The organism is Bradyrhizobium sp. NBAIM08 (genome assembly GCF_020193935.1).
In the GTDB taxonomy this organism is placed as follows: domain Bacteria; phylum Pseudomonadota; class Alphaproteobacteria; order Rhizobiales; family Xanthobacteraceae; genus Bradyrhizobium; species Bradyrhizobium yuanmingense.
Map to the genome: position 1 here is coordinate 510,805 of NZ_JADYVR010000002.1, position 19,863 is coordinate 530,667.

At 64.5% G+C, this 19,863-nt stretch carries 18 protein-coding genes; 9 read left to right on the forward strand and 9 right to left on the reverse strand.

Annotation, left to right across the window (positions count from 1 at the left end; genetic code table 11):
- Positions 1 to 4: 4 nt before the first annotated feature.
- The 4 genes from I6F37_RS08575 to ndk all read right to left on the reverse strand — a co-directional run bounded on the left by I6F37_RS08575 (position 5) and on the right by ndk (position 5,253).
- Positions 5 to 1,129, reverse strand: a complete 1,125-nt coding sequence (locus I6F37_RS08575; protein WP_036000582.1) for a PepSY domain-containing protein — start codon at positions 1,127 to 1,129, stop codon at positions 5 to 7.
- Between the two features lie 117 nt (positions 1,130 to 1,246).
- Positions 1,247 to 3,178 carry a TonB-dependent siderophore receptor gene (locus tag I6F37_RS08580; protein ID WP_225151160.1) on the reverse strand — a complete coding sequence of 644 codons (1,932 nt, stop codon included), beginning with the start codon at positions 3,176 to 3,178 and terminating at the stop codon, positions 1,247 to 1,249.
- 750 nt (positions 3,179 to 3,928) lie between these two features.
- Positions 3,929 to 4,789: a TerC family protein gene (locus I6F37_RS08585; RefSeq protein WP_036000585.1), complete on the reverse strand. Its 861-nt coding sequence runs from the start codon at positions 4,787 to 4,789 to the stop codon at positions 3,929 to 3,931.
- 41 nt (positions 4,790 to 4,830) lie between these two features.
- Entirely contained in the window at positions 4,831 to 5,253 is a 423-nt protein-coding gene (ndk, locus tag I6F37_RS08590; protein WP_036000620.1) for a nucleoside-diphosphate kinase, read from the reverse strand.
- A gap of 304 nt (positions 5,254 to 5,557) precedes the next feature.
- On the opposite strand from ndk, the gene I6F37_RS08595 reads away from it, so the two are divergent.
- The 3 genes from I6F37_RS08595 to I6F37_RS08605 all read left to right on the forward strand — a co-directional run bounded on the left by I6F37_RS08595 (position 5,558) and on the right by I6F37_RS08605 (position 8,132).
- Complete coding sequence (locus tag I6F37_RS08595; RefSeq protein WP_074447892.1) at positions 5,558 to 5,839, forward strand: sulfur globule protein precursor; 282 nt, start codon at positions 5,558 to 5,560, stop codon at positions 5,837 to 5,839.
- 213 nt (positions 5,840 to 6,052) lie between these two features.
- Positions 6,053 to 6,226: a hypothetical protein gene (locus I6F37_RS08600; RefSeq protein WP_167361656.1), complete on the forward strand. Its 174-nt coding sequence runs from the start codon at positions 6,053 to 6,055 to the stop codon at positions 6,224 to 6,226.
- A gap of 46 nt (positions 6,227 to 6,272) precedes the next feature.
- Positions 6,273 to 8,132 (forward strand): ABC-F family ATP-binding cassette domain-containing protein, encoded by a 1,860-nt coding sequence (locus I6F37_RS08605; protein WP_225150950.1) that lies wholly within the window; start codon positions 6,273 to 6,275, stop codon positions 8,130 to 8,132.
- A gap of 133 nt (positions 8,133 to 8,265) precedes the next feature.
- Here the strand turns inward: I6F37_RS08605 and I6F37_RS08610 are convergent, their stop codons facing one another.
- Positions 8,266 to 9,231: a tripartite tricarboxylate transporter substrate-binding protein gene (locus tag I6F37_RS08610; protein WP_225150952.1), complete on the reverse strand. Its 966-nt coding sequence runs from the start codon at positions 9,229 to 9,231 to the stop codon at positions 8,266 to 8,268.
- A gap of 325 nt (positions 9,232 to 9,556) precedes the next feature.
- On the opposite strand from I6F37_RS08610, the gene I6F37_RS08615 reads away from it, so the two are divergent.
- On the forward strand, positions 9,557 to 10,534 hold the full coding sequence (locus tag I6F37_RS08615) for a hypothetical protein (RefSeq protein WP_141697615.1): 978 nt from the start codon (positions 9,557 to 9,559) through the stop codon (positions 10,532 to 10,534).
- Positions 10,535 to 10,650: 116 nt separating this feature from the next.
- Here I6F37_RS08615 and I6F37_RS08620 read toward each other — a convergent pair whose 3' ends face one another.
- Positions 10,651 to 11,121 carry a MarR family winged helix-turn-helix transcriptional regulator gene (locus I6F37_RS08620; protein WP_225112269.1) on the reverse strand — a complete coding sequence of 157 codons (471 nt, stop codon included), beginning with the start codon at positions 11,119 to 11,121 and terminating at the stop codon, positions 10,651 to 10,653.
- Positions 11,122 to 11,217: 96 nt separating this feature from the next.
- On the opposite strand from I6F37_RS08620, the gene I6F37_RS08625 reads away from it, so the two are divergent.
- Together I6F37_RS08625 and I6F37_RS08630 are read left to right on the forward strand one after the other, a co-directional pair.
- Entirely contained in the window at positions 11,218 to 11,586 is a 369-nt protein-coding gene (locus I6F37_RS08625; RefSeq protein ID WP_225141642.1) for an antibiotic biosynthesis monooxygenase, read from the forward strand.
- 23 nt (positions 11,587 to 11,609) lie between these two features.
- Positions 11,610 to 12,083 (forward strand): hypothetical protein, encoded by a 474-nt coding sequence (locus I6F37_RS08630; protein ID WP_225150955.1) that lies wholly within the window; start codon positions 11,610 to 11,612, stop codon positions 12,081 to 12,083.
- Positions 12,084 to 12,122: 39 nt separating this feature from the next.
- On the opposite strand, the gene I6F37_RS08635 is transcribed toward I6F37_RS08630, so the two are convergent.
- The 3 genes from I6F37_RS08635 to I6F37_RS08645 all read right to left on the reverse strand — a co-directional run bounded on the left by I6F37_RS08635 (position 12,123) and on the right by I6F37_RS08645 (position 14,722).
- On the reverse strand, positions 12,123 to 12,605 hold the full coding sequence (locus I6F37_RS08635; RefSeq protein WP_081494469.1) for a hypothetical protein: 483 nt from the start codon (positions 12,603 to 12,605) through the stop codon (positions 12,123 to 12,125).
- Between the two features lie 158 nt (positions 12,606 to 12,763).
- On the reverse strand, positions 12,764 to 13,216 hold the full coding sequence (locus tag I6F37_RS08640; RefSeq protein WP_036000609.1) for a DNA polymerase III subunit chi: 453 nt from the start codon (positions 13,214 to 13,216) through the stop codon (positions 12,764 to 12,766).
- 6 nt (positions 13,217 to 13,222) lie between these two features.
- Positions 13,223 to 14,722, reverse strand: a complete 1,500-nt coding sequence (locus I6F37_RS08645) for a leucyl aminopeptidase (protein ID WP_225150956.1) — start codon at positions 14,720 to 14,722, stop codon at positions 13,223 to 13,225.
- Positions 14,723 to 15,060: 338 nt separating this feature from the next.
- Here I6F37_RS08645 and lptF point away from each other — a divergent pair, with 338 nt between their 5' ends.
- The 3 genes from lptF to I6F37_RS08660 all read left to right on the forward strand — a co-directional run bounded on the left by lptF (position 15,061) and on the right by I6F37_RS08660 (position 19,810).
- Positions 15,061 to 16,227: an LPS export ABC transporter permease LptF gene (gene lptF / locus I6F37_RS08650; protein ID WP_036000642.1), complete on the forward strand. Its 1,167-nt coding sequence runs from the start codon at positions 15,061 to 15,063 to the stop codon at positions 16,225 to 16,227.
- Positions 16,224 to 17,321: an LPS export ABC transporter permease LptG gene (gene lptG, locus I6F37_RS08655; protein WP_036000645.1), complete on the forward strand. Its 1,098-nt coding sequence runs from the start codon at positions 16,224 to 16,226 to the stop codon at positions 17,319 to 17,321. The genes lptF and lptG overlap by 4 nt, the downstream gene beginning before the upstream one ends.
- A 71-nt stretch (positions 17,322 to 17,392) precedes the next feature.
- The gene (locus I6F37_RS08660; protein WP_225141639.1) at positions 17,393 to 19,810 is read left to right on the forward strand and encodes an LPS-assembly protein LptD; all 2,418 of its coding nucleotides are present in this window, start codon (positions 17,393 to 17,395) and stop codon (positions 19,808 to 19,810) included.
- Positions 19,811 to 19,863 lie beyond the last annotated feature (53 nt).

Here is a 19,863-nt window from a genome sequence, read left to right on the forward strand (position 1 = left end):
CCTCTCAGCCGGGCCTCATCCTCCCGGGCCGTCTCTTGAGCCACATCATCGCGCCGCTGACGAAGAGGACGAGCGGTGCGAAGCCGGCCGCGAACACCAGCAGGCGTCCTGCGAATCCGAACGACGCGCCATTGTGGAGCCAGAGCTGCTCGGCGAGATAGCGGTCCCCCATCGACATGGTGCCCGGCGTGCGGTCGTGCACCACAGCGCCGCTCCACGGATCGAGCCAGATCGCTCCACGCGACCGCACCGCGGGATCAGCTCCATCAGGACGGAATTGCACCCGCCAGGTGTTGCGCGTTGCGGTCGGCGGATTGAGCATGGCGACCGTCGCACCGGGCTTGACCTCTTGCGCGCGTCGCATGATCGCGTCAGGTGAGAGCACCGGCGTCCCTGCCGGAGGCGGCATTTCGACTCGCGGCGAGCGATCAGGCGTCGGCTGCGACACGAGGCCGACGATGGGCCGCACCAGGTCGGGAAAAACGATGCCGACGCCGGTGATCGAGATCAACAAGAGCACGGACAGCGCCCAAAAGCCTGCCGCACCGTGAAGGTCCAGAACAAATCGAAGCAGCGAGACGTTCTTGCGCACCGAGATCGATCGCCAAAATCGCCCCGGCTTCGGCCACCAAAGGAAGAGACCCGAGACCGCCAAGCCGAGCAGCACGAACCCGGCCACGCCGACCAGTTCCTTGCCCCAGAACTCGTAGAGCAGCAGCGTGAAATGGAGACGGTAAACCTTGAGCGCGAACGCGTTGGCGTAGTCACGCCGCCCGAGCACCTTGCCGTTGGAAGGATCGACCATAGTCGTCCACCGGTTCGGGTAGCTGCCTGGCGTGGTCTCGTGCGAATGGATCACGATCCAGACTGGCCAGGTCCGGTCTGGCGCCAGGATCGTCGCGATCGGCGCGGGATCCGCTGCCGCGGCGGCGTGCATCACCTCCGCTAACGTGACGCTCTGCTCCGGACCGGCGGGCGCATAGAGCGCCGGATTCAGGGCGACATCGATCTCCCGGTAGAAGACGATGAAGCTTCCAGTCAGGCCGATCAGCACCACGACGATGCCGCCGATCAATCCGAACCAACGGTGCGCCCACAGCAGCGCGTGCTGCACGCGTCCGGGCATCATCCTGGATCGGGCGGGCGCCGAGCCGCCTCGACGTGGTGCCCTGATTGTTTGGTCCATTCAGAGCACCCGTCGTCTGCGCCCGATCCAGCTCCGCAGCCGGCCCGAGGAGGCCAAAGCTCAGAAGTCGGTCGACATCGACAAGAGCAGGGTTCGGGGCGAGCCTTGCGCTAGCGCAGAGAAGCTCGCGACGCCAGCCCAGTAGTTGGTGTCGAACACATTCTGGACCAGGGCCCGAACCGTCACTGGCCGGTTGTTGATGCGCGTGGTGTAGCGCGCGCCCAGATCGAGCCTCGTCCAGGCCGGAACAACCTGCGTGTTTGCCCCATTCAGATATTGGTGCCCGGTATAGATGGTGTTGGCGACCAATGTCAGCCCCGGTGCGAACGGGGTGTCCCATTCGGCGGACAGATTGGCCTGCACCTCGGGCACTCCGATCGGCGTCTTGCCGAGATTGGCCAGCGTGTTCGTCTTCGTCAGCTCCGCGTCGATCAACGTCACGCCGCCAAGAACGCGAATGCCCGGTTGCACTTCTCCGAACACCGTGAATTCCACGCCGCGATTGCGCTGCTCCTGATCAGCCCGGAAGACGTCGCCGGCACCCGTCTGCCCCGACGGCTTGGTGATCTCGAACAGGCTGATCGTGGTCGCGAGCGTGCCGAAATCGACCTTGACGCCTGCTTCCTTCTGCTTGCTCAGATACGGCGCAAGGACCTCGCCTTGATTCGCCGCCGTCGTCGGTGCGGTATCGCCCTTGCTGAGCCCTTCGATATAGTTGGCGTAGAGCGAAACGTTGCTCCAGGGCTTGACGACCACGCCGACCATCGGTGTGAACGCCGTCTGGTCATAGGCCGAGCTCACGGCGCCCGTGGTGGTGTTGTAGTTGTTCGACCTAACGCCCTGCTGCCTGACGCCGACCGTCAGCTGAAGCCGCTCCTGGAGAACCGACATGGTGTCCGCCAGCGCAATGCCGGTCAGCTCGGTGTCCGACAGCCGCGGCACGGTCGCGGGAGCCGCAACGAACTGCTGGGGACGGGCGATCGGCGCATAGATGTTGGACGACACCGCCGTGCCGTTCACCGAGCCCCGCGAGATCTCATCCCCGTAGTAGCTCCCCTGCAAGCTCACGGCATGACTGATCGCGCCAGTCTCGATTCGGGCCCGCACGCCGACGTCGGCCACGTTCCTGTCGATGTCGAACTTGAATCGTCCCGGTGTCGACGTGGTGTTGCCAGCCGCGTTCAGGATCGTCGGCGTCCCGAACAGACGGTCGACCTGGGTCCTGCCGCCGCCGACATTGGCGAACACCGTCACTGCGTCAGTCACGTCGTATTCGGCGCGCGCCAGAAGCGAGTTGTCGTGAACCTTGGCAAATTCCCAGGATTGCGTGACGTTGCGCCGTCCGACCGGCGCGGTCGGAACGGCGACGCCGGTTGCGACCAGGAACGGTCTCGTCGGCGCGTCGAACTTTTCCTCCTGATCGATGAAATCGAGCGAGGCCCTGAACTTCTCGCCGCGATAATCGAACGCTGCGGAGCCGACATGCGCCTCGCGGGACTGATTGTCCAACGGCGTATCGCCGTTGTGATAGCTGCCATTGACGCGAATGCCGAATTCGCGGTTCTCGCCGAACCGCCGGCTGACGTCGAGATGCGTGCCGAGCTGGGTGTTTGACGCGTAGTCAGTCGTGACCCGCGTGAGATCGACATCCCCGGCACGCTTCGGAACGATGTTGATGGTGCCGCCGACACTGCTGTTCGGCGCCATCCCGTAGAGCAGCGCGGTCGGGCCTTTGACGATCTCGATGCGCTCGACGTAATCGGTGAACACGCGGTAGTTCGGTGCAACGCCATAGACGCCGTGGAAGGCGATTTCCCCGACATTGCCTTCCCCGATCGGAAAGCCGCGGATGAAGAAGGAATCGAGAATGCCGCCGGTCTGGCCGGTGAAACGGACCGAGGGATCGTTGCTGACGACGTCGGCGACGGTGACGGCCTGTTGATCTTCGATCTTCTTCGCCGTGTAGCTTGTGATGTTGAAGGGCGTATCCATGAAATCCTTGTTGCCGAGCAAACCGACCTGGCCTCCACGTGCCACCTGCCCGCCTGCGTAAGTCCGCGGCAGTGCACCGGCCCTCGCAGCCGTCGGGGTCGCTTCCGCCTGCAATTTAGCCCGCTCGTTCGCGGGCGCGCCGCGGCCCGCCCTCCTGACTGGATTGGCTCGTGGACGCGCGCGCGGCTTCGGCGCGTCTGCGGTGACGGTCACCGCCGGTAACGTGCTTCCCCCCACGGCCTGGGGCGCAGCGCTCTGCGCGCTGCTGCCGTGCAGGACGCCGTCGCTGCACAAGGCAATGGAGACCACGGAAACCGCGAGGGCTCTCGGGCTGGCGCACGTCAGAAGCGTCTTGATGCGAGCGGCAAGAACGGCAACAGGACGACAAAACACTTTCGACGACATCGCACCTTCCGATTTCATGAACATGAACGTCGGGGCGAGGTGCCGTGGGAACCCTCGTCGAGTCAACGAAAGCACCCTTGAATCTTAGTAGTTTATAATAAGACAAGGTCTAAATCGCGTGAGGGTTGCGAACGACCACTCTCCACGCAACGCCCGCGCGCACGCGCGCGCGACGCGAGCTTTCGCGAAGCGTGATGCGCGCCGGTCATACGAATGCAATGATGGGAGGACTCGGCCGAACCCGTGGCCGGTGATCGCTCGCGTCCTGCCAACGCGGGAAGCGCCTCAGTGATGTGGACGCCTCTCATCGCTGGAGGGGCGGCAGCACCGATCAGCGCTTCAACGTCACTCCGTGGAGGCCTTGGCGTGCCGTTCGGAGGATTCGAGGGCAGCCGCGGTGAGACTGCGCCGGCGCCAGATGGTGCCGACCACCAGCACGACGACGACTCCGATCACAGCACAGAAATACTCGCCGCCGGCCCCGCCATGGCCGAATTGCGGCGGGATGCGCGAGACCCCGAGCATGGCGTCGAGCGAGGCGCCGAACGGCCCCTCGAACAGCGCGTGCAGCCGCGGCGTGACCCCGGGATCGGTCGCCATCACCTCGCCCGCGATCCAGCCGAGCAGCGCCGCACCGGCCCAGACCAGCACCGGGAGCTTTGTGAGCAGTGCCATGATCAGCGCGGCGCCGGCGACGATCAACGGCACGCTGATGGTAAGGCCGAGGATCAGCAGCGGCACGCTGCCATTGGCCGCGGCAGCGACAGCAATGACGTTATCGAGACTCATGACGATGTCGGCCACCACGACGATCTGGATGGCGTGCCACAGATGCGCGGCAGCGTCGACGTCGTTCTCGTCCTCGTTCTCCGGCACCAGGAGCTTTGCCGCGATCACGATCAGCGCAAGGCCGCCGACCAGCTTGAGGTACGGCAGCTCCATCAGGGTGGCGACGATGCCGGTGAAGATGATCCGGAGCATCACCGCTGCGCCGGCGCCGAAGATCATGCCCCAGAGCCGATGCCGCGGCGACAGACCGCGGCACGCGAGCGCAATCACCAGCGCGTTGTCGCCGGAGAGCAGGATGTTGATCCAGATGATCTTGCCGACCGCGATCCAGAAAGTCGGTGCGGCCATCTCGTTGCGGAACTGGGTAAAGAAGCTCCCGATCGTAGCGGGATCGAAGATCTGCCAGAGCCAGTCCACAATGAGTCCCTTCGCCGGTCGCCTCTAGTCTGCCGACTGGATCAGCCGACGATCTCGTTACCCGAGAAGAACTGCGCGATCTCGATCGCGGCGGTCTCCGGCGCATCCGAACCGTGCACCGAGTTCTCGCCGATCGACTTGGCGTAGAGCTTGCGCACGGTGCCCTCGGCAGCCTTGGACGGATCGGTCGCGCCCATCACCTCGCGGTACTTGGCGATCGCGCCCTCGCCTTCCAGGACCTGAACCACGACCGGGCCGGAGGTCATGAATTCGACGAGCTCGCCGAAGAAGGGGCGCGCCTTGTGGACGGCATAGAAGGTCTCGGCCTGCTCCTTGGTCATGCGGATGCGCTTCTGCGCGACGATGCGCAGGCCCGCCTTCTCGATCACGGCGTTGACTGCGCCGGTCAGATTACGCTCGGTCGCGTCGGGCTTGATGATCGAGAAAGTGCGTTCGATGGCCATGATCTTGTCCTTGGGGAGAAAGCGGTGGTTCGGGGTTGCGGGGCTTATATCGGCGCCTTCGCCGGACGGCAAGCGACCGCGGAACAGCCTCATAGGCGGTTTCCGCGAGGGGATGGCTCCGATCCGCTGGATGACGACAATTTCACCCAGATGAACCCAATCTGAAACCGCCGTCAGGATCCGGTTCAGCTTCCCCGGCGTAAGGTTGGGCCCATCGAAACCGAAGCCTGACCTCAGGCGGACCGTTTCGGCGGCCTTTCCATCGGCGCGATAGCCCCGCGCTGGCAGTCTTCAGGAGATAACCATGTTGAGGAAACTTTCGCTTGCCGCTGTCGCCGCGGTCGCGCTGGGAGCTGCGCTGGCGCCGACCTCTGCCTCCGCTCATTGGCAAGGCGGCGGGCATGGCGGTGGCCGGCACCACGGGCACGCGCACCATCACCACGGCCATCACCACGGCCATGGCTGGGGCGGACCGCGCTTCTACGCGGGCGGTCCCGTCTCCTACGGTTATGGCGGCTGCTATGTGCGCCGGCTGGTCCCGACCCCCTGGGGACCCCGCTGGCGGCTGATCAACCGCTGCTACTGAATCCGTCAGCACCTTCCGAAGGCTACCTAAGCCCCCCAGGTACCTTCCAAGAGAAGCCCCGGCGCCCCCCTCGCCGGGGCTTTGCCTTGAGCGTACAAAGCACCGCTCATACAATTTTTACGAGAATACCCGGCTTTCCCCACAGCCAGCGAAACCATTTCGCCGGCAATGACTTGGTACCGTGTCTTTACTTCGAGAACACGGAACCTTGCGATGGCTGGGCTTTTTGCCAATGACAGCGAACAGATCGACCGGCGCACCAGCCGCTCGATTTGCGATGCCGTGGGCGAACGGCTGCAGCAGAGCCTCCGGCCCGAGCCGCGCCTTCCGACCCATCTCGAGCAGCTCCTGAACGAGCTGCAGCGGCGCGAGCGCGAGACGCACTAACGCAAAAACGAGTTGCGTTCGCCGCGCCTTGCGGTGACAAGGCCGCATGCTCGCCATCACCGACCTCTCTATCCGCCTCGCCGGACGCCTTTTGATCGACCAGAGTTCCGTGCAGATCACGCCCGGATCGCGCGTCGGCCTGGTCGGACGCAACGGCACCGGCAAGTCGACGCTGTTCAAGGTGATCCGCGGCGAACTTGCGGCCGAGCACGGCTCGGTCACCCTGCCGCCGCGCTGGCGCATCGGCAGCCTTGCGCAGGAAGCGCCGAACGGTCCCGAAAGCCTGATCTCGGTCGTGCTCAAGGCCGACCTCGAACGCGACGCGCTGCTCAATGAAGCCGAGCACGCGACCGATCCGCACCGCATCGCCGAGATCCAGACCCGCCTCGTCGACATCGACGCGCACTCGGCGCCGAGCCGCGCGGCCGCGATCCTCTCCGGCCTCGGCTTCTCCGCCGCCGATCAGCTCCGCCCCTGCGCCGAGTTCTCCGGCGGCTGGCGCATGCGCGTCGCGCTCGCCGCAACGCTGTTCGCGGCGCCCGACCTTCTGCTGCTCGACGAGCCCACCAATTATCTCGACCTCGAAGGCACGCTGTGGCTGGAGGATCACCTTGCGCATTATCCGCGCACCGTGATCGTGATCAGCCACGACCGCGACCTCCTGGAAAGCTCGGTCGACCAGATCCTGCACCTGGAGCGCGGCAAGCTCACGCTCTACAAGGGCAGCTACTCCTCGTTCGAGGAGCAGCGCGCCGCGCGCGAGCTGCTCGACGCCAAGGCGGTCAAGCGCCAGGAGGCCGAGCGCGCCCGCCTGCAGTCCTTCGTCGATCGCTTCAAGGCCAAGGCCTCGAAAGCCCGGCAGGCACAGTCTCGCGTCAAGATGCTGGAGCGGCTGAAGCCGATCACGGCGCTGGTCACCGAGGACGTGCGCGAGATCAGCTTCCCGGCGCCGGAAAAGATTCTGTCGCCGCCGATCATCGCCGTCGACAACGCCTCGGTCGGCTACGACCCGGCGAGCCCCGTGCTCAATCGCGTCACCTTGCGCATCGACAACGACGACCGCATCGCGCTGCTGGGCGCCAACGGCAACGGCAAGTCGACGCTTGTGAAACTGCTCGCGGGACGGCTCGCGCCGTTCTCGGGCAAGGTGACGCGCGCCGACAAGCTGTCGATCGCCTATTTCGCGCAGCACCAGCTCGACGAGCTCAACGAGGACGCCTCCGCCTACGACCACGTCCGCAAGCTGATGGGCGATGCGCCCGAAGCCAAGGTGCGCGCCCGCGCCGGCGCGATCGGCTTCTCCGGCAAGGCGGCCGATACCAAGGCCGGCAAATTGTCAGGAGGCGAGAAGGCGCGCCTTCTCCTGGGCCTTGCGACCTTCTTCGGCCCCAACATGATCATCCTGGACGAGCCGACCAACCATCTCGACATCGACAGCCGCGGCGCGCTTGCAGAAGCGATCAATGAATTTCCCGGCGCGGTGATTATGGTCTCGCACGACCGCTACCTGATCGAGGCCTGCGCCGATCGGCTCTGGATCGTCGCCGATCGCACCGTGACCAATTACGACGGCGACCTCGACGAGTATCGCCGCCTGGTGCTGTCCACGCGCAACGCGGAAGCCCCGCGCGAGCGCAGTGCGCCGCCTGAAAAGCCGCAGCGGCCGAAAGCGGACAATCGCGGCTCGCTGAAGAAGCGCATCGCCGAAGCCGAGGCCGAGATCGCCCGCGTGAGCGAGATCATCGCCAAGATCGACACGGCGCTGGCCCTGCCCGACATTTTCACGCGCGATCCCAAGCAGGCGGCGCAGCTGTCCAAGGCGCGTGCCAATGCCGCCGACGCGCTGGCGCGCGCCGAGGAGCAATGGCTCGAGGCGAGCGCGCAGTTCGACGAGGCGGCGGGCTAGCGCTCCTCCGCGCTCCAACCAAACGTGCAAAACAACCCCATGCACAGTACCGGCACTATGGCACCGGCAAGCGAGCCTTTGAACAAGCTGCTTTTTGCCCGCTCGGCCTTCAAGCCCGGCGGGACGCAATAGCTCAATCCGCGTATTGCCCGGCGGCCTTGATGATCGGCGCCCAGCGGTCGATCTCGCTGGTCAGCATCGCGCCCAACGCCTCCGGTGTCGCCTTGTCCTGCGGGACCGGCTCGGTGTTGATGTCGTTGAACCGGGCGATCAGCGCGGGATCCTTGAGCGCGGTCTGCAGCGCCGCCGTCAGCTTCTGAACGACCGCCGGCGGCGTGCCCTTGGGCGCATAGATGCCGTGCCAGACACCGAGCTCGAAACCCTTCAGGCCGGCCTCGTCGGCCGTCGGCAGATCGGGCAGGCTCTTCAGCCGCTCCTTGGTGGTGATCGCGTAGGCCTTGACCTGCTTGGCCGTTATCGGCCCGGTCGTGTTCGTCGCCTGGTCGCAGGTGAGATCGATCTGCTTGCCGAGCAGGTCGTTCATGATCGGGCCGTTGCCCTTGTAGGGCACCGTGGTGAGCTGCTTCTGGATCGCGGTCATGAACAGCATGCCGCACAGATGGGAGGCCGCACCCAGGCCGGCGTTGGCGTAGGTCAGCTTGTCGCCCTGCTGCTGGGCGTAGGCGACGAGCTCCTTGAGCGTGTTGGCCGGGAAATCGGGCCGCGCAATGATGGTCATCGGCGCGTTGGTCACGAGCCCGATCGGCGCAAAGGCCGTCTTGGTGTCGTAGCTGAGGTTGCGGTAGAGCGTCGCCGCGGTCGAGATGCCGACGTGATGGATCAGCAGCGTGTAGCCGTCCGGCTGGGCGCGCGCAGCGCGGGTCGTGCCGATGGTGCCGCCGGCACCGGTCGCGTTCTCGACGATGACCTGCTGTCCCAGCGATTTCGCCATGCCGGCCGCGGTCAGGCGCGCGATGGTGTCGGTCGGCCCGCCCGCCGCGAATGGAACCAGCATGGTGATGGGCCGGGTCGGATAGTCCTGGGCGAATGCCGCACCGAGCGGCAAAAGCAGCGCCGATGCGAGGGCAATGAACCGCATTAGTTTCCTCCGGATTGTTGTTTGCGCCATCAAAGCGCATTCCGGGGCGCGCGGCCATCACGAAAGCGACGTCAGCAGGAGTGTTGCGATCACGATTATGGTCGGGCCACCAACGCAGACGGATATCTGAGCGACTGCGACCGGGCCCGTGGCAAGCAGCCGGCAATTGATCAGGCGGTGCGCTAATGCGCGACGAGATCCTGAGCTGTCACGCTTTTGGCTGTTCGCTGCGCATGAACTCTCCGGAAAACCGCTTCGCCCTTTTTCCGCATCATGCTTTAAGTTGTCAGTTGTGGGATCACGACAATCTGGGCCACCACTCGACATGCGATTTCAGCGGCATTTGCATCTATTGGCTGCGGCTCTACTTGCGGCGTTCGCTGCGACCATTGCGTTCGTCATCCCATCTTTCATGCAGATCGAAGAGACGATCAATATCGTCGTGATCACGCAAGGCCTGAACCTGACCATGACGACGTTCATGGTCGCAACGGCGCACGCAGTGCTGCTCGGTCTTCCCCTCTATCTTCTCATCAGCCGCAAGCGATCGCACGTCGGGATTGCGGCCTGCGCTCTCGGAGGTTTCGCCGTCGGGGCAATGCCATTCGGCGTCCTAGCATTGATTTCCATGATCGGTGGCGGCACGCCGACAACGATCAATTGGTTCAACGGCGCACCACCCCCGTTTGGTTGGATCGAGTACGTCAGCACCTTAGGACTCCTGGGTTCGTTGGGCCTTGTTGGCGGCCTCACCTTTTGGGCCGCCATACGAATATCCGGGTCTGATGAACGATCATGGCGTGTCGTTTCTGCAGCCGTCCTTCTGACATGCGGCGTCTTCGTCCTGCCGGTCGTCGTAAGAGACAAAAGCTGCCACAATCTCTTCCGGGACAGCCGCACGCCCGTCCGACTACAAGTCCATGCAAATCTAAGGGTGCCGCCCGAAGAATGGAAAAAACTCGAGCAAACCTTCGCCGACTTCGGTCAAGCGCAAGCGCTATCAATTCGGCGCGACGTACACAGCCAGGATGGAAACGTCATATGGCGGAGCGTAAGCCTGTGCAACGATGCCGGAATCAGCATCAGCGTGGACGACGAGCCGTGGCTCGCTCGTATCCATCCTACTCGTGCGGATGAAGGCATGACCCTCAGCATCTATTCTCTAAGGTCGGGTTGGGACTGGAAGCCGCTCACCCGCCATCTGCTCGGCGAGCTCGAGAAAATTTGGCCCGAGAAAACTACATTCAGGGGACTGAGCGGTCAGATCCTGTTGTTCGAAGATGCAATGAAGGGACGGCCGTAGCCGTTACCTTACGTCTGCTTCCTCTTCGGACTTGGCTGCCCTCGGCATCGGCTGCTGGTCCGGATTGCCTTCGATGGAGGACATGCGACCTGCACGCGGCCTCGCCATCGCCCACCTCACGTCTGCGCCTCGGCATCGCTCTCGAGCTTGTTACGGAGTGCCGCGACGATGCGATGAACCGTTTGCAGATCCTTGACCGCAAGCCCTTCGGAAAGGCTGTTGACCCACGGCATCTGCAAAGCCATGGCGGCGTCGAAAGCGCGCCGCCCCTTGTCGGTGAGGACGACGAGCTGTGCGCGGCGGTGATGCGGATTGGCCTCGAAGGCAACGAGGCCTTCCGCATGGAGGTCGTTGACGATCCGCTGCACGTTCTGGCGATTGCCGCCGAGATCGCGGGCGAGCCAGGCTACCGGCTGCGGTCGCTCTGCCTGCACGATGGCGCCGAGAATCTGCCAGCGGGCGCTGGTGAGCCCGAGCGGGGCCACCAAACGGTCCCCTGCGGTCAGGAGCAGGCTGTTCAGCCGGAACAAGTCAAGCATGAGGTTCGTCAGGGCATCGCCGGCCGGCGTCCGTTGGGATTTCCGCATCCGTCACCATAGACAGTTATTGACATCATGATGTCAATTACTAGATTGGCCATAGTACCATATTGACATCATAAAACCATCTCGACGGAGTTCGTCATGGCACGCTTACGCCCACTGGACCCTGACTTTCCCATCGAGCGTCAGCTCGGCATCGACACCGGCCCTTTGGTACTGGTGAATCTGTTCACGCTCGACAAGGCCGACGAACAAAGCTTTCTCCAGGTCTGGCAGGACGATGCCGCCTTCATGAAGCGGCAGCCCGGCTTCATCTCCACCCAGCTTCATCGGGCGATCGGCGAAAGCCCCACGTATCTGAACTACGCAGTTTGGCAGACGAATGCCGACTTCCGGGCTGCGTTCACGCACCCCGAGTTCAGGTCGAAGATCTCGGCTTACCCTGCATCCGCGATCGCCTCCCCGCACCTGTTCCAGAAAGTCGCGGTGCCCGGCATCTGCGTCGCGTAGCTCGCTTCGAAAACGGCAGACCCATGACCAAGATCATCCACCCAGTCGCGGGAGCGGTCGCACTGATCACCATTGCGACTTTCTGGCTTTCCACGGCTCTCACCGAGCTGTTTGCGTCACACGAGACCATAGCCATGGTGAAGACCGCCGTACCGTGGGGCTTCCTGCTGCTCATTCCGATGCTTGCGGCGACGGGAGGCTCGGGATTCGTCCTGGCAAAGCAGCGGCGCGCCGGCCTGATCGGTGCGAAGATCAAACGCATGCCGTTCATTGCCGGCAACGGCATCCTGATTCTGATTCCTGCCGCGTTGTTTCTTGCCTCCAAGGCGAAGGCCGCGGAGTTCGACACCACGTTCTACGCCGTGCAGGCTCTCGAGCTGGCCGCCGGAGCAGCGAACATCGTTCTGCTCGGTCTCAACATGCGTGACGGCCTCAAGATGAAGGGCCGTTTCCGCGTTCGCGAGCCTGATCGCTTGAGCACCAAGCCGATCCTCTGAGTGCGAAGATTCTTTCACTGCTGCGGAAGTGATCCCCGCCTATGCCTGCTTCTTCTTCCCCTTGGCGGCCCTCGGCACCGGCTGCGGGTCCGGATTGCCTTCGATCGAGGACAGACGTCCAGCGGTGAACGTGTAGATGCCGGCGCGCGGACCGGTGGTCCAGGTGACGACGGCGACGCGGCGGCCGCCAGCGTCGTTGGACAGGTTGACGGTCGAGGGCGCGCCGATGCCGCGCACCACGTCGCATTCGGTGTGGCCGAGCGCGACCGTGCCGCCGATCGGCGCGGGCGTCGTCGAGGCATTGGCATCGGCCGGTCCGGGCGGCGGCGCCATGCCGGGACAGGCGCCGTCGGCGCTGACGAGATCCTCAGCCCGCACCGGCTTGTCGGGGGTCAGCGGCGGCGATTCGATCGAGATGTTCTTGATGAAGAGGCGGCCGGGTTTCTGGAACCATTCGGCATCCTTCGACAGCAAATCGGCCCCGCCCGCGCAGCCCGCGACCAGCGGTGCTACGGCAGCCAGCGCAATCAAGAGCGAGCCGGGAAGCTTTTGATGTCGCACGATAAACGAATTCCCCACGTGAAGGACCAGCCCTAAGCGATTGTCCCAACATCCCTTTGCGGCATGAAGGTGGCCGAAGCCAGCATCGCCCGAAAAGTGCAAATTATCATTAATTGCGGCTAATTGCGCTTCTGCCACCGGCCGCGGTCGTCGGCCTGCCAATAGGTGACATCAAATCCCCGCGCCTTGCAATCCGTCCAGGCCGTGCGGGCGAGCGCAAGCGCGTCGGGATCGTCGCCGTTGAACAGCAGCACCATGCGCTCATAGCCCTGGGCGTCCTCCGGCAGCGCGGCGTTGTCGACCAGGAAGCGGACATTGGCCCCGTTGGGATTGCCGCCCTCGATCGCCAGCACGATCGGCTGGTCGGCCACATCGTTCACCCGCCATGTCGCGTGCGGCAGGAATGAATCGTCGCGATAGGTCCACAAGTGCGAGTCGAGCGCATCGGCGCGCTCCTCCGAGGTCGACTGCACCACGACGCGCCAGCCGCGCTCGAGCGATTTCTCGAGAAGCGGCGGCAACACATTCTCCACCGTCATGTTTTGCAGATGGTAAAACAGCACTTCAGTCATGTCGGGTCATTTGCGCTCGTAATGGTCGGCGACTAGGCGGTCCAGCAGGCGAACGCCGTAGCCGCTGCCCCAGCTCTGGTTGATGTCGGTCTTCGGCGCGCCCATGGCGGTGCCGGCGATGTCGAGATGGGCCCAGGGCACGCCGTCGACGAAGCGCTGCAAGAACTGCGCGGCGGTGATCGAGCCGCCATGGCGGCCGCCGGTGTTCTTCATGTCGGCGAACTGGGAATCGATCAGCTTGTCGTATTCCGGGCCGAGCGGCATGCGCCAGACCTTCTCCCCGCTCTCGATGCCTGCCGTGAGCAGCCGGTCGGCCAGTTCGTCGTTGTTGGAGAACATGCCGGCATGCTCGGTGCCGAGCGCCACCATGATGGCGCCGGTCAGCGTCGCAAGATCCACCATGAATTTCGGCTTCACTTTCTTGGCGACATACCAAAGCACGTCGGCGAGCACGAGGCGGCCCTCGGCGTCGGTGTTGATGATCTCGATGGTCTGGCCGGACATCGAGGTGACGATGTCGCCCGGCCGCTGCGCGTTGCCGTCGGGCATGTTCTCGACGAGGCCGATGGCGCCGACCGCGTTGACCTTCGCCTTGCGCGCGGCGAGCGCATGCATCAGGCCGACGACGCAGGCCGCGCCGCCCATGTCGCCCTTCATGTCCTCCATGCTGCCGGCCGGCTTGATCGAGATGCCGCCGGTGTCGAAGCAGACGCCCTTGCCGACGAAGGCGACGGGGGCCTCGCCCTTCTTGGCGCCGTCCCAGCGCATGATCACGGTGCGGCTCGGCCGCGCCGAACCCTGGCCGACACCGAGCAGCGCGCCCATGCCGAGCTTCTGCATCGCCTTGACGTCGAGCACCTCGACCTTGACGCCGAGCTTGCGGAGCTGACCCGCTCTGCGGGCGAACTCCTCCGGGAAAAGCACGTTCGGCGGCTCGTTGACGAAGTCGCGTGCGATGATCACACCGTCGACGACATGGCCGGCCGCGGCGAACGCTTTCTTCGCCGCACCGGCATCGCCGACCGCAAGCGAGACGTCGGCGCGCACGCCGCCCTCCTCGCCGTCCTTCTTCTTGGTTTTGTAGCGATCGAACTTGTAAGCGCGTAAGCGCAGGCCCGAGGCGATCGCAACCGCCTGCTCGCTGGTCAGGGCGCCACCCGGCAGCTCCGCCAGGATGGTCATCGCGCTGGTGCCGGCGGGCAGCTTGCTGGCCGCCACCCCGCCGAACTTGAGGAAATCGTTGGCCTTGAGGCCGGTCGCCTTGCCGGCGCCGATCACGATCAGCCGGGTCGCCTTCACCCCCTCCGGCGCCAGAATGTCCAGCGCAGCACCACTCTTGCCCTTGAAGGCGGCCGCAGCCGCCGCGCGCTTCACAATCTCGGCAGCGCCGCCGAGGGCCTTGACCGTCGCCGGACCGAGCTTCAGGCCGTCGTCGCAGAACACGACCAGGATGCCACGAGGGGCGGCAGACAGCGGGACAAAGCCGACCTTGATGGCATCGGACATGGATAACTCCTCCAAAAGATGGGGCTTTTCGTCGTTCGGGCGTTCCAGCCACAACCGGAGCTGAACGGCGATTCACTGAGGCGTCCCCCACTATGGGCCACCCGCCCGGCAGATGCCAAGCTCCGCCGTGGCCCCCACGCCACAACAGCGAAATATTAACCATATGATGAGGGTGCCACGGGGCAGCCATTTTGTTGACGGATCAAAGGGATGGTAGTGAGAGGATGAACTGGCGGAAGAGCTGTTGGCCGACCTTGGGGATCCCCTGATCGGGGATTGGTTGGGCAGCCGGAATTCCGATCGGAACTGGGGCTTGGTGGGAATTCGTGCGGTAGCGCATGGGGTCGATCGATAGGTATATCTTCCGCACGACGCTGGCGTCGTTTGCGTTGGTCCTGGTCAGCCTCACCGGCGTGATCTGGATTACGCAGGCGTTGCGCGGCATCGACCTGATGACGAGCCAGGGTCAGACCATCCTCACCTTCCTCGGCATCACCAGCCTCGTGATCCCGGCCCTGGTCCTGATCATCTCGCCGATCGCGCTGATGATCGCGATCTCGCACACACTGAACAAGCTCGCGACCGATTCCGAGATCATCGTGATGAATGCCGCCGGCTTCTCGCCGATCCGGCTGTTCGTTCCGTTCTTCTATGCCACCTGCGTGGTGGCGCTGCTGGTCGCCTTCATCGCGGCCTATCTCGCCCCAGACGGGATGCGGCGCATCAAGCAGTGGGATGCCGAGATCACCGCGGACGTGCTCACCAACATCCTGCAGCCCGGCCGCTTCGCCCGGCTCGACGAGAACCTCACGATCCGGATTCGCGAACGCCAACCGGGCGGCATCCTCGCCGGCATCTTCATCGACGACCGCCGCGATCCGAACGAGCGCGTCTCGATTGTCGCCGAGCACGGCGAGGTCGTGAAGAACGAGACCGGCTCGTTCCTGGTGCTGGAAACCGGCAATCTCCAGCGCTTCGAGGCGGGCAAGCGCGATCCGGCGCTCGTGGCCTTCGGCCGCTACGGCTTCGACATGTCGAAATTCGCCAAGGGCCGCGACGTCACCCTCGGCATCCGCGAGCGCTATCTCTGGGAGCTGTTCTCGCCATCCGACAACGATCCCGTCTACAAGCAGATTCCAGGGCAGTTCCGCGCGGCCTTGCATGACAGCCTGCTCGCGCCGATGTATCCGTTCGCCTTTGCGGTGCTGACCTTTGCCTTTCTCGGAGCGCCGCGCACCACTCGCCAGAGCCGCAACTTCTCCATCGCCTCCTCGATCGTGGCGGTGTTCGGCCTGCGCATGGCCGGTTTCGCCTGCTCGGTGATGGCGGTGAAGTCGCCGGGCGCGGTGCTGGCTCAATATGCGATGGTTTTCGGCGCCATCGGCGTCGGGCTGTGGATGATCATCCGCGGTGTCGTGGTCGAGCCGCCTCCCGGCCTGATGGAGGCCATCAACCGGTCGAATGCACGGATCGCACGGCTGTTCGGACGTCCGGCCACCGCATGAGCATGCTCACCAACACACTGGGGCGCTATTTCGCCGGCCGCTTCGTGGTCGCGGCGCTCGGCGTCTTCGGCGGCATTTTCCTGCTGCTGGTGCTGGTCGACTACATCGAGATGGTGCGCAAGACCTCGGGCCTTGCATCCGCCTCCGCGCTCATGGTGGCCGAAACCTCGCTGTTCCGGGTGCCGCAGCTCCTGGAGAAGCTGACGCCGTTCTGCATGCTGATCGGCGCCATGACCTGCTATCTCGCCCTCTCCCGCCGGCTCGAGCTCGTGGTGGCGCGCGCCGCGGGCATCTCCGCCTGGCAGTTCATCGCGCCCGCGCTCGGCAGCGCGCTTCTGATCGGGGTGATCGCCACCGTCGCCTACAATCCGATGTCGGCCAATTTGCGCGAGCTGTCCAAGCGCATGGAGGCCGAGCTGTTCGGCTCCGCACCCGGCGGCGGCATCCAGGACGCCTCCGGCTTCTGGCTCAACCAGATGACCAGCGACGGGCAGACCATCATCAATGCGGCGCGCAGCGAGCAGCAGGGCATCCGGCTGACCGGGCTGACGCTGTTCCGGTTCGACCAGGACCAGCACTTCAAGGAGCGGGTCGAGGCGCGCGAGGCGACGCTGGATGCCGGCCGCTGGCTGTTCAAGGGCGTCCGCCGCTTCTCGCTGGACGGACCGCCGATCGACCAGGCCACCCTGGAAATTCCGACCACGCTGACCGAGGCGCAGGTCCGCAACAGCTTTTCCACCCCCGAGACTGTGTCCTTTTGGCAACTACCGAGCTACATCCGCTCCTCCGAAAGCTCGGGCTTCGCGACAGCGGGATACCGACTCCAGTATCAGAAGCTTCTGGCGCAGCCGTTTTTGCTCGCAGCCATGGTGATGCTCGCGGCCTCCGTGTCGTTGCGCTTCTTCCGGATGGGCGGCGTGCAGAAGATGGTTTTGAGTGGCGTGGGCGCAGGCTTTCTGCTCTACGTTCTGTCGAAAGTAACTGAGGACTTGAGCAAGGCTGAGTTGATGCATCCGATCGCTGCGGCGTGGTTGCCCGTTGTGGTGGGCGGCCTCACCGGCTTTTTGGCCTTGCTCTATCAGGAGGACGGATAGTGACTGCCGTCCGCCGAGGGCACGTGTCTCATTTGACGCGGCGCACATGGGTGCGCGCGAACGGGCGCGACTTGTCCGTCCGCAGGCTCCTGATTGCCGCCGTCGCGGCTGCCTCGCTCGGCGGCTTGATCGACGCTGCCGCCGTGGCGCCGGCGAAGGCCCAGAGCTTCACCTACAATCCGCTGCCGCCGCGTGCGAAGCCGCCAAAGGCCCCCAACGACAACCAGATGCTGGTTCAGGCCACCGAGGTGAACTACGACTACAACAACTCGCGCGTCTCCGCGGTCGGTAACGTGCAGCTGTTCTACAACGGCACCAGCGTCGAGGCCGACCGGGTCATCTACGACCAGAAGACCAAGCGGCTGCATGCCGAGGGCAACATCCGCATGACGGATGCCGACGGCAAGATCACCTATGCCGAGATCCTGGATCTCTCCGACGATTACCGCGACGGTTTCGTCGATTCGCTGCGCGTGGACACGGCGGACCAGACCCGCATGGCCGCGAGCCGCGCCGACCGCTCCAGCGGCAATTACACGGTGTTCGAGAACGGCGTCTACACGGCCTGCGCGCCGTGTAAGGACGATCCGAAGAAGCCGCCGCTGTGGCAGGTCAAGGGTGCCCGCATCATCCACGACCAGCAGGAGAAGATGCTGTACTTCGAGACGGCACAGATCGAGTTCTTCGGCGTGCCGCTCGCCTACATGCCCTATTTCTCGACGCCCGACCCGACCGTGAAGCGTAAATCCGGCTTCCTGATGCCGGGCTATATTTCGGGCACGGACAGAACGGGCTATGGCGTCGAGGTCCCCTATTACTGGGCGATCGCGCCCGACATGGACGCAACCATCACCCCGCGCTTCTTGTCGCGGCAAGGCGCGCTGCTGCAGGGCGAATTCCGCCAGCGCCTGATCGACGGCGCCTACCAGATCCGTGCCTACGGCATCTACCAGCTCGATCCCGGAGCATTCGCGGGGCTGCCCGGCGACCGCGAGTTCCGCGGCGCCATCGACACCAAGGGTCAGTTCGCCCTCAACGACAAATGGGTCTGGGGCTGGGACGGCGTGCTGATGTCCGACTACTACTTCTTCTCGGACTACCGGCTCTATCAGTACCGCGATCCGCTCGGCTCGTTCCTGTTGCTGCCGACGGAAGCGCTGTCGCAGCTCTATCTGACCGGCGTCGGCAACCGCAGCTTCTTCGATGCGCGCACGATGTACTGGCTGAGCTATTCGGGCAACCAGAGCCAGGTGCCGATCGTCTACCCGGTGATCGACTATTCCAACGTGCTCAACTATCCCGTCTTCGGCGGCGAGGTCAGCTACAAGACCAATTTCGTGAACCTGTCGCGCGACGATGCGGTGTTCGACCCGATCACGACGCTCGCCAACACCAACAGCCTGTGCACCACGGCATCGGCCGATCCGCTGGCGCGGATGCCCTCGCAGTGCCTGCTGCGCGGCTTCCCCGGCACCTACACCCGCCTCACCGCGGAAGCGCAGTGGCGCAAGTCCTTCACCGACCCGTTCGGCCAGATCTGGACGCCGTTCGCGAGCCTGCGTGCCGACGCGATCAGGTCCTCGGTCTCCAACCAGCCCGGCGTGTCGAACTACCTGCCCGTCGGCGACACCGAGGCGTTCCGCCTGATGCCGACCCTGGGCCTGGAGTACCGCTATCCCTTCATCAACGTTCAGCCCTGGGGCTCGACCACCCTCGAGCCGATCGCGCAGATCATCATCCGGCCGAACGAGACCTATGCCGGCAGGCTGCCGAACGAGGACGCCCAGAGCCTGGTGTTCGACGCCTCGAACCTGTTCAGCGTCGACAAGTTCTCCGGCTACGACCGCGTCGAGGGCGGCGGCCGCGCCAATGTCGGCGTGCAGTCCACCACGCAGTTCGACAGGGGCGGCGCCGTCAAGGTGCTGTTCGGCCAGTCCTACCACCTCTTCGGCCTGAACTCCTTCACGGTGCAGGATGCCATCAATACCGGCCTGAACTCCGGCCTCGACAAGCCGCGGTCGGATTACGTTGCGAGCGCCAACTACTCGCCGAACAGCACCTACACGTTCAGCGTCCGCTCCCGCATGGACGAGCAGACCTGGAACGTGCAGCGCTTCGAGGCGGAAGGCCGCGCCAACTTCAATCGCTGGTCGGTCAGCGTGTTGTACGGCAATTACGCAGAGCAGCCGGAGCTGGGCTATCTGACCCGCCGCGAGGGCATCCTGACCACGGGCTCGCTGAAGGTTGCGACCAACTGGGTGGTGTCGGGCTCGGCGCGCTGGGACCTCGAGGCCAACAAGATCAACCAATATGTGCTCGGTGCCGGCTATGTCGACGATTGCTTCGTGCTGGCGGCTAATTACGTAACTTCGTATAGCTATTCGGCGGGCACCGCACCGCCCACGCTGAGCCACGCGTTCATGTTCCAAATCGGCCTGCGCACGCTGGCGAACTCAACGACCTCCAGCAGTTCCGCCGGCCTCCAGTAAATGGTTTGAAGTGCCGGCCGCGTTTGCCCTATCTCGACGCGGCCGACATGCGA

What these genes read in the sequence shown, in the direction of transcription:
- I6F37_RS08620 (WP_225112269.1), bottom strand. Translation starts at nt 11,121, where the DNA reads ATGCGGAAATCCCAACGGACGCCGGCCGGCGATGCCCTGACGAACCTC.
- I6F37_RS08625 (WP_225141642.1), top strand. Translation starts at nt 11,218, where the DNA reads ATGGCACGCTTACGCCCACTGGACCCTGACTTTCCCATCGAGCGTCAG.
- I6F37_RS08615 (WP_141697615.1), top strand. Translation starts at nt 9,557, where the DNA reads ATGCGATTTCAGCGGCATTTGCATCTATTGGCTGCGGCTCTACTTGCG.
- I6F37_RS08580 (WP_225151160.1), bottom strand. Translation starts at nt 3,178, where the DNA reads ATGGATACGCCCTTCAACATCACAAGCTACACGGCGAAGAAGATCGAA.
- I6F37_RS08575 (WP_036000582.1), bottom strand. Translation starts at nt 1,129, where the DNA reads ATGATGCCCGGACGCGTGCAGCACGCGCTGCTGTGGGCGCACCGTTGG.
- I6F37_RS08600 (WP_167361656.1), top strand. Translation starts at nt 6,053, where the DNA reads ATGGCTGGGCTTTTTGCCAATGACAGCGAACAGATCGACCGGCGCACC.
- I6F37_RS08645 (WP_225150956.1), bottom strand. Translation starts at nt 14,722, where the DNA reads ATGTCCGATGCCATCAAGGTCGGCTTTGTCCCGCTGTCTGCCGCCCCT.
- I6F37_RS08605 (WP_225150950.1), top strand. Translation starts at nt 6,273, where the DNA reads ATGCTCGCCATCACCGACCTCTCTATCCGCCTCGCCGGACGCCTTTTG.
- ndk (WP_036000620.1), bottom strand. Translation starts at nt 5,253, where the DNA reads ATGGCCATCGAACGCACTTTCTCGATCATCAAGCCCGACGCGACCGAG.
- lptF (WP_036000642.1), top strand. Translation starts at nt 15,061, where the DNA reads ATGGGGTCGATCGATAGGTATATCTTCCGCACGACGCTGGCGTCGTTT.
- lptG (WP_036000645.1), top strand. Translation starts at nt 16,224, where the DNA reads ATGAGCATGCTCACCAACACACTGGGGCGCTATTTCGCCGGCCGCTTC.
- I6F37_RS08640 (WP_036000609.1), bottom strand. Translation starts at nt 13,216, where the DNA reads ATGACTGAAGTGCTGTTTTACCATCTGCAAAACATGACGGTGGAGAAT.
- I6F37_RS08610 (WP_225150952.1), bottom strand. Translation starts at nt 9,231, where the DNA reads ATGCGGTTCATTGCCCTCGCATCGGCGCTGCTTTTGCCGCTCGGTGCG.
- I6F37_RS08595 (WP_074447892.1), top strand. Translation starts at nt 5,558, where the DNA reads ATGTTGAGGAAACTTTCGCTTGCCGCTGTCGCCGCGGTCGCGCTGGGA.
- I6F37_RS08630 (WP_225150955.1), top strand. Translation starts at nt 11,610, where the DNA reads ATGACCAAGATCATCCACCCAGTCGCGGGAGCGGTCGCACTGATCACC.